At 56.5% G+C, this 7,146-nt stretch carries 9 protein-coding genes and 1 pseudogene; 3 read left to right on the forward strand and 7 right to left on the reverse strand.

Annotated elements, in window-relative coordinates:
• The coding region (locus B9H04_RS16850; protein ID WP_455583614.1) for a transposase at positions 1–391 on the reverse strand (391 nt) is incomplete at its 3' end.
• Positions 392–717: 326 nt separating this feature from the next.
• Here B9H04_RS16850 and B9H04_RS16855 point away from each other — a divergent pair.
• Both B9H04_RS16855 and B9H04_RS16860 read left to right on the forward strand, forming a co-directional pair.
• The gene (locus B9H04_RS16855; RefSeq protein ID WP_049933501.1) at positions 718–1,110 is read left to right on the forward strand and encodes a hypothetical protein; all 393 of its coding nucleotides are present in this window, start codon (positions 718–720) and stop codon (positions 1,108–1,110) included.
• Positions 1,107–1,994: an SDR family NAD(P)-dependent oxidoreductase gene (locus tag B9H04_RS16860; protein WP_049933499.1), complete on the forward strand. Its 888-nt coding sequence runs from the start codon at positions 1,107–1,109 to the stop codon at positions 1,992–1,994. Before B9H04_RS16855 ends, B9H04_RS16860 begins: the two co-directional genes overlap by 4 nt.
• A 227-nt stretch (positions 1,995–2,221) precedes the next feature.
• Here B9H04_RS16860 and B9H04_RS16865 read toward each other — a convergent pair whose 3' ends face one another.
• Both B9H04_RS16865 and B9H04_RS19760 read right to left on the reverse strand, forming a co-directional pair.
• On the reverse strand, positions 2,222–2,635 hold the full coding sequence (locus tag B9H04_RS16865) for a TRAM domain-containing protein (RefSeq protein WP_394296324.1): 414 nt from the start codon (positions 2,633–2,635) through the stop codon (positions 2,222–2,224).
• A 53-nt stretch (positions 2,636–2,688) separates the two neighbouring features.
• Positions 2,689–2,841, reverse strand: a complete 153-nt coding sequence (locus B9H04_RS19760; protein ID WP_455583605.1) for a DUF7837 family putative zinc-binding protein — start codon at positions 2,839–2,841, stop codon at positions 2,689–2,691.
• 262 nt (positions 2,842–3,103) lie between these two features.
• Here B9H04_RS19760 and B9H04_RS16870 point away from each other — a divergent pair, with 262 nt between their 5' ends.
• On the forward strand, positions 3,104–3,979 hold the full coding sequence (locus B9H04_RS16870; protein WP_049933498.1) for a hypothetical protein: 876 nt from the start codon (positions 3,104–3,106) through the stop codon (positions 3,977–3,979).
• Positions 3,980–3,989: 10 nt separating this feature from the next.
• On the opposite strand, the gene B9H04_RS16875 is transcribed toward B9H04_RS16870, so the two are convergent.
• The 4 genes and pseudogenes from B9H04_RS16875 to B9H04_RS19705 form a co-directional block, all read right to left on the reverse strand.
• On the reverse strand, positions 3,990–4,289 hold the full coding sequence (locus B9H04_RS16875) for a DUF3006 family protein (RefSeq protein ID WP_049933497.1): 300 nt from the start codon (positions 4,287–4,289) through the stop codon (positions 3,990–3,992).
• Positions 4,286–5,677 carry a lamin tail domain-containing protein gene (locus B9H04_RS16880; protein WP_049933502.1) on the reverse strand — a complete coding sequence of 464 codons (1,392 nt, stop codon included), beginning with the start codon at positions 5,675–5,677 and terminating at the stop codon, positions 4,286–4,288. Before B9H04_RS16880 ends, B9H04_RS16875 begins: the two co-directional genes overlap by 4 nt.
• 155 nt (positions 5,678–5,832) lie before the next feature.
• Positions 5,833–6,102, reverse strand: coding sequence for a DUF7123 family protein (locus B9H04_RS16885; RefSeq protein WP_049933496.1), 270 nt, complete (start codon positions 6,100–6,102; stop codon positions 5,833–5,835).
• A gap of 644 nt (positions 6,103–6,746) precedes the next feature.
• Positions 6,747–7,019: pseudogene (locus tag B9H04_RS19705) on the reverse strand (dCTP deaminase); the annotation flags it as partial.
• Positions 7,020–7,146: the final 127 nt, after the last annotated feature.

The raw sequence follows: 7,146 nt of genomic DNA on the forward strand, positions 1-7,146 counted from the left end.
CGCGCTGAACCGCGGCTTCCGCCTCCCGAATCGCCGTGTGAACGGTTTTGTAAGCGCGACCGAGCAGCGGCGCAATTTGGTTGATACTCAGCAGCGTATCTGCGTAGAGAGTGAAAGCGAGAAGCACCTCTCCTGTGGTGAGGTGCTTCTCGTGAAATGGCGTTCCGTGGGTGTAAACTGGCTTAAATTCGCAATTACGGCACCGAACTCGGTCGTGTTTTTCCCACGTCATAATGCTCTGGTGACCACAGCGAGGACAGGATGTATTCTCCCAGAACCGCTTGAGTCGCCGCTCGATGCGCGCATCGAGCGGCTCGGTGTTGATCTCTATGACTCCTAGCTCGATCAGTTGCCGAAACATCCCGCCGAACGCTGACTCAGTGGAAGACATATCGCCAGATTAGAACTGTCTGAGTGTAATTATACGGGCTTTCCGCGTTTCTACATAAGAGCGTGTAGAAACGCGGAAAGAGGTCGTTTGGTTGTGCCAGCTCCGAATTGAGTACGCTATCTCGGGTTCAAATCGCCGGACTACGGTGGGTGTTCAACATGTTAAATCGTCTTTCCGCAGCTCTACACAAGAGCGATCTGAATTAACCAACACACCCTTAGTCCCCAATTCTGTTGGTTAAGATCATTCACAGACCGCTATAATAATGTGAGACATCTATCCCGCCGACACCGAATCTTAACCTACCCCAGACCGAATGAATACGTATGCTACGGCAGTTCCTCGGTGCGCTCGGCGTTCTCACGACGCTCGCCCCGGACCGGACCGTGGAGGTATTCGAGGCGATTGCGGTCGAGAACCCTGACGAAAACACCGTACATTCGTGGTTTGGTCTCCTGATTCGGGTGGAAGGAGTTGTCATTACGCTCGCGGCGCTTCGTGACGGTCGCCTCTACGCGTGGCTGATGAATGTCACCGGAATCGTTGGTGCCGTCTTGCTTTTCGTCCCGCGACTGTACGAGCAAATGGCGGGGCCGCTCGTGTACGAAGACCCGGAGTCGCTGGAGTGGAACGAACACCTCACCGACGGCGTCCGCGTGATCGGTGCCGTTTATGTGCTCCTCGCGCTTTTGGACCGTCGACGTCGAAACGGGGAATGACCGACGACCTCTCCGACCGCACGATCCTCCTCACCGGCGGAACAAGCGGATTCGGGCGGGTGGCAGCTGTTGACCTCGCGGAACGGGGTGCGACCGTCGCAGTCGTCGGCCGCGACGAGTCGAAGGGAGCCACCCTCGCAGAACAATCCAACGACCTTGGCGGATCGATCGCGTTCCATCAGGCCGACCTCGCCTCCCAATCCACCGTCCGGTCCCTCGCAGCAACCGTGAAACACGAGTACGATCAGATCGACGTCCTCGCTCACAACGCTGGACTCTCGGCTGGGTCACGTCGTGAGAGTCCAGACGGAATCGAGATCACGCTCGCGGTGAACCACTTGGCCCCCTACCTCCTGACATACGTATTGCTTGACCATCTCCGTGACGCACCCGATCCGCGTGTTGTTGTCACCGCCTCGGACATCCATCGGCGGGCGACGCTCGACCTGGACGACCTGCAGCTGACGGACGAGTACGACTCACTTGACGCGTACGCTCGCTCGAAGCTGGCGAACATCGCGTTCACGATCGAACTGGATGACCGACTCCCAGATGACTCTGCGGTCACGGTCAACTGCGTTCATCCGGGGTTCGTTCCGTCGACGGACCTGTTCCGCGAGGCGTCGCTCCGAACGCGGCTGCTGGTTCGAATCGCGGGGCTGGTTCCCGGTGTCGCCACCTCAAAGCAGGAGGCTGCCGAACGTCTCCAATCGCTCTTGGTGGAGGCGAGGTACGGCTCTGTGAGTGGGCAATATATCGGCAACGATGGTCCCACAGATCCCGCACCCGAGGCAACGAACCAGGCGGTGCGACGGCAACTCTGGCGAGTGAGTGCCGAACTGGTTGGCATTACACCCGACTGGCCGACGTCTAGCACCAACTAAGATACGCTCACTGTTAGCATTGGTGACGCTCACGGTATCTCCGTCATTGGTGTATCTCGATGAGACAGAATCCTAGTACAACTCAGTAGTTGTACTTGTTCCTCATCCAGTATGAAGTGCTCTACTTCGTCGGAAGCAGGCTCGAACCCTACGGCAATAGTATAAGTGAATCTCCTGTAACGCTCACCCGGACCACGTCCTCAGACGAAGAAAACGAACGCTACAAACTACTCGTAGTAGCTAACGCGGTCGACAACTTCCGCGAAGGCGACATTCTCCCGGACATCGGTGATCTCGATAGTGACACGCTCGCTCTGTTTGGTATCGGGAACAATAACGACGAACCCGCGCTCAACTCGGGTGATGCCGTCGCCTTGGTCACCAATGTCTTCGATCTCGACTGTGCGTTGTTCTCCTTTCTCAACAGGGGGCGTCTGTGACGCCTGCTCGGACTGTGGATCGGCGCCAGTAGTGGTGGACTCGCTGGTGGTGGGTGACGGCAACACAGCGACACGGTACGTTTCGTCCGCCTCTAGGTCGCCTAGGTGGAGCTCTTGCTCCGGTACCTCAATCACGTATGATCCGTTCCGCTCTTCGACTTTCCCTGAGAACAGACACCGAAGTTGATCTGAGATTTCCATTATAGACTGTAGACTCCCATACGCGACGAACCACACATTATTCTGCTGTCTCCCTACTCCGGCGCTACAACGTTCTCACACGCCGGACACTCGGTCCACACGCCCTTTGTGCCGTTGTCCTTCTCGTACTCAACGAGAATCCATGCTTCGGATATGTCCTCACCACATTTCGGACACCGACCGAGGGGCGATTCATCAGCGTTCATGCGAAGGGGTGGAAGGAGCGTGTGACAGTTCCTTCCGAATGAATATCACCCGGCCTGAACCTAAGCTTTTGGCGGCTTTGCGGGCCAAACGCACCAGGTTTCCGGTGGAGTGACCACCAGCATGATTAACCAACATTCGCTTTTCATCTTCAATTTTTGTTGGTTAAGATTATGCTCGATCGCTATCCAACTTCCGAATATTTGGCCCCCACGAGTGGATCGATCTGTCCCTTTTTGTTTGCTCCTAGACAACCCAGCGTGAATGTCTCGACGACAGGGAGCCCGAACCTCAACCGACGCGATGGAGATTGCCATTCTCTCTGGGGTAGTTGGTGTCCTCGTCACTGTTCATTTCTTCCTCCCCGAAGCACTCCGCTCGCAGTTCCTGTTCACGTACGGCGAACCCACTGTAGTCTCGGCATGGACCGCCGCAATCCTCCACGATAGCGTTTCGCATCTAGTGTCCAGCGTCACGTGGTACGCAATCGTGATGGCATCAGCGTACGCACTCTCTATGACATGGACGCGTCGACGTCCGTTCTGGTTCGCTGTAGTCGGGTGTCTTGTGCTCGCACCGCCGATGACAAAGCTCGTGGAGTACTGGCTGCTGAAGGTCCAGTGGAATCTCGTTGCGGACGCGACGACGGCACGCGGGTTTTCTGGAGTCGTGAGCGCGTTTGGTGGACTGCTATACGTCTCACTGGCCCGCACAGCGACCGCCAAGTATGGTTATGCCGCTGGCGTCGCGACGACGGGAACAATTGTCCTCGGAGCGCTCTCCGCGCTCGCATTCACGTCTGCTGTGTTGTCTCCGTCTGTGGCTGTCGTCCTGTGTGCGATTGTTGCCTTCGCGATCGGAATCGGGATTGTCAGCACCCGATCGAAGATTCCGACGTGGTGGACGTGGGCCAGGTCACAACGTACCGAACTCCTCCGTATTGGCGTTGGCTCTGCTGTAGTCGTCGTACTCCTTTCACAGCTATTCCAGATTCAACTGGATGAAACGGGGCGATTTGTCAGCGTGATTGCTCACGGAACGGGGGTTGCGACCGGCATAATCGTCACCGTCTCTGTGTTCTTAACAGAGTATCTTGGCCACCGATCGACTAAGAAACCGGGTAACCGCCTTGTGACGTAACCTGAGGGTCCTACGAGTCATCTTCTGACGGCGGTCGTTTTGAGAGCCGATCAAACCGATTCTGGGCTGCGTCTGCTCGCTCCGTGGTCTGTTCGGGCTCGTACTGTACTGTCTCCAAGTCGCCGTCGACGACGGTGACTGTGAGGATCGCATCAGCATGTTTTCCGTCCTCAGGGAGCCGATCAGCTTCCAAGACAGCATTCCCTACCTCCTCGCCATCGCGTTCGAAAAACACGGTGGCTAACCCATCTTCGATTGAGTCCACAACGGCTGTGTATTCGCCGTCGTCGAGAGCAGCTAGATCAGTCATGAATATGTCTCCTCTAGGACACGCTCCTCGTTAGCATTACTGACGATCACGGTGTCCCCGTCGTTGTTCCAAATCGGGGACCCAGAACCCCAGTACAACTCAGTAGTTGTACTTGTCCCACTTCCTGTGTGTAGTGTCACTGTTTCACCGATAGCAAGCTCGAACCCCTCGGGAACAGTGTACCTCTGGCCTGCTTCGTCTTCGATCGTCCAGCCAGACAGATCCAGCGTCTCGTTACCAGTGTTCTCGAAGACGACGTATTCATCATTGAGATTGTCTCGGTCATCACCAGCCGCGTCCGCGTGGATTTCGGTGACTGTCAGGCCAGCCTCAGCCGTCGTCTCATCAGTCTCGCTGTCCGTCTCGTCGGGAGTGTCGTTGCTGCCGGTGTCGATACTGGTTGTCCCATCGCTCTCAATACGGGCCCGGTCACTAACAGCATCAGGCGCTCCAACGTCGATCGGATCGCCCTCACGGAGCGTACTCGGATCAGTCGGGGCATCCCGCTGGGTTTGGACGGTAACGTTCTGTCCGTCGCTGGTCAGGACGATGTTGCCATGCGTTGCGGTCCAGTAGGCTGGAAGTGATCGCTCAGCGAGTCGGTCGAGCACCTCCTCGTTCGGGTGCCCGTACTGTGACTCGTACGCGCTCGAGATTACGACTGCTTGCGGATCGACCGCATCAAGAAACGCTCCACTTGACGAGCTCGCAGAGCCGTGGTGGCCGGCTTTCAGAATTGTCGAGTCCAGCTCTGACCCGTATTCGTCGACAAGGTATGCTTCCTGGTCGTCTTCGGCATCACCTGAGAGCAGGAAGCTCGTTTTGCCGTGGGTGACCTTGAGGACAATGCTGTTCTCGTTGCGGTCTTCACTTTCGAGGTACGGATCCGGCGGGCCGAGGACATCGATGTCGACATCACCGAAAGAAATAGTGTCGCCTTCGCGGGTTTCGTACAGCGTCACATTGTGTGCTTCGACTGCATCGAGGTACTCGGCGTACGTCTGGGTGCTCGCAGCAATCCCCGGATCATAGACCGCGCCAATTCCGTCGGCTTCCGTCTCGTAGTACTCAATGATTGCCGCGTTGCCGCCGATGTGGTCGGCGTCGTTATGTGAACTGACGAGACGGTCGATCCGATCGATGTCGTGGCGTTGGAGATACTCGATAACGTACTCACCGTCATCATTGTAGTGGCCGGTATCGACGAGTATTGTGTCGCCGTCTGGACCGATGATGAGCGTGCTAACCGACTGCCCGACGTTGATGTAATGAACTTCCACCGTTCCGTTAGCCGGTGGCTGAGACGTATTGTCAGCGCCGTCTGGCTCAGGGGCGGGTTGATCTCCGGAGATTCCGCCAGCACAGCCAGCAAGTACGACCAACCCCACGACAATGAGCAGTCGGGAGTGGTCCCGTAATGTGGGCATTATCTGCGGGTGTATCTCACGGGTGAAAGCTCTCACGGCCGATTACTAGGTGGTTCCTGCGGCGATTGACGTATGAAACGGCGGACCTGTGAATCTAGAATTGACCTCCAACGGGACTACACAGTTGAAATGCGCCACGTCGTCGCACCGGTGTAGGACCACTGCTCGATTTCAAGATCCTGAACAGAATCTTGGAGTTGGACGAGTCGTGCGCCGATCTCTTTCGGTGAGAGGTCGACATCCTCGGCGATGAATTTAGCCTTGATGTAGGCCTCACTGTCAGCAGCTTCATCCCGGAGATACGACACGAGACGGGCAGTCTTCGTGCTGGTCGACTCTGACCCCTGGTCGACAGTATCGGTCTGTGCGGAGCTCGTAGTACTCATGCTGAAGAGGAGGAATCAGAGTGGTCGTGACCAATCACGAAACACGCGACATGGACCGCGATGAGCACAACGGTACTGCCGGTCATTTCGAAGCCGGCGACATCGTACGCTGCTGGGAGGTACGCGAGCGGCAACACGACTGCCGCCCAGAAGGCGACAGCCCGAACACAGGCAGCTGCGCGCTGCCAGCACGCGGCTGCGATAGTTGTGCCATGATGCGCTGGGGCCAGCAGTCGAGCGGAGGACGTGCGTGATGACATGGGGGGCGTCTCTACCAGTCACCACCATAGTCAGGAGCATATAAGTGCCAGAGCGTTGGCGCATCTTCGGTTCGATTCACCGTTTGGGGATTCTATTCGAGTCGATTTACCCCAGCAGTAATCGTTTAACACAGTATTAGAAAACGTTAGACTATTTATCAAGTCATTTAGACGGTTCTTTGAGATATGAAAGAAGGACCGTCCCTCTGGAGCCCACGATGATATACGCCGCAATCAGGCACCTGAGATAGCGTCAATCGACACAGATCCTACTCGCGCGACATTACATCGATCAACCTACGGGCCATTCTCCAGCACCCTTTGTGGAGCCACTCGCTGTGTCGTCGGAGAAGGCAACGAAATAACAACTGGAATGGTCCCTTCTCAGACCGGAAGAAGCGACGAGACACGTGCGTTCGCTTTGAGCCGGAGCCCAGCCCCTCCAACAGAAAGCGGGACCCGAGGTAATTCCGTTACCCGCAAGGTTGGATGGCTCCCGCCACGCTCGACGAGCTCTGGACGCGGTTGGAGTAGCGCCTCGTCAGTCAACGATTCGTTGTACTCAATCAGATACGTCCCCGCAGAGAGCTCCCACCACTGATAGTCGTCGTCTGGGTCACGCCACACCCGTGGATGCGGCGTAAGTTCGGCTGACTCATAGTGTTTAAGGAAGACATTTACCGATAGACGTAGTAGAGCCGGTAATGGGTCGGCTTGACGAGGTTGCGCTTGAGGAACTCTACGAAGTTAAAGAGGAGATTGACGAGGGAAAGCCGCGGGAACG

This window comes from Halorubrum ezzemoulense DSM 17463, from assembly GCF_002114285.1.
Lineage (GTDB): Archaea > Halobacteriota > Halobacteria > Halobacteriales > Haloferacaceae > Halorubrum > Halorubrum ezzemoulense.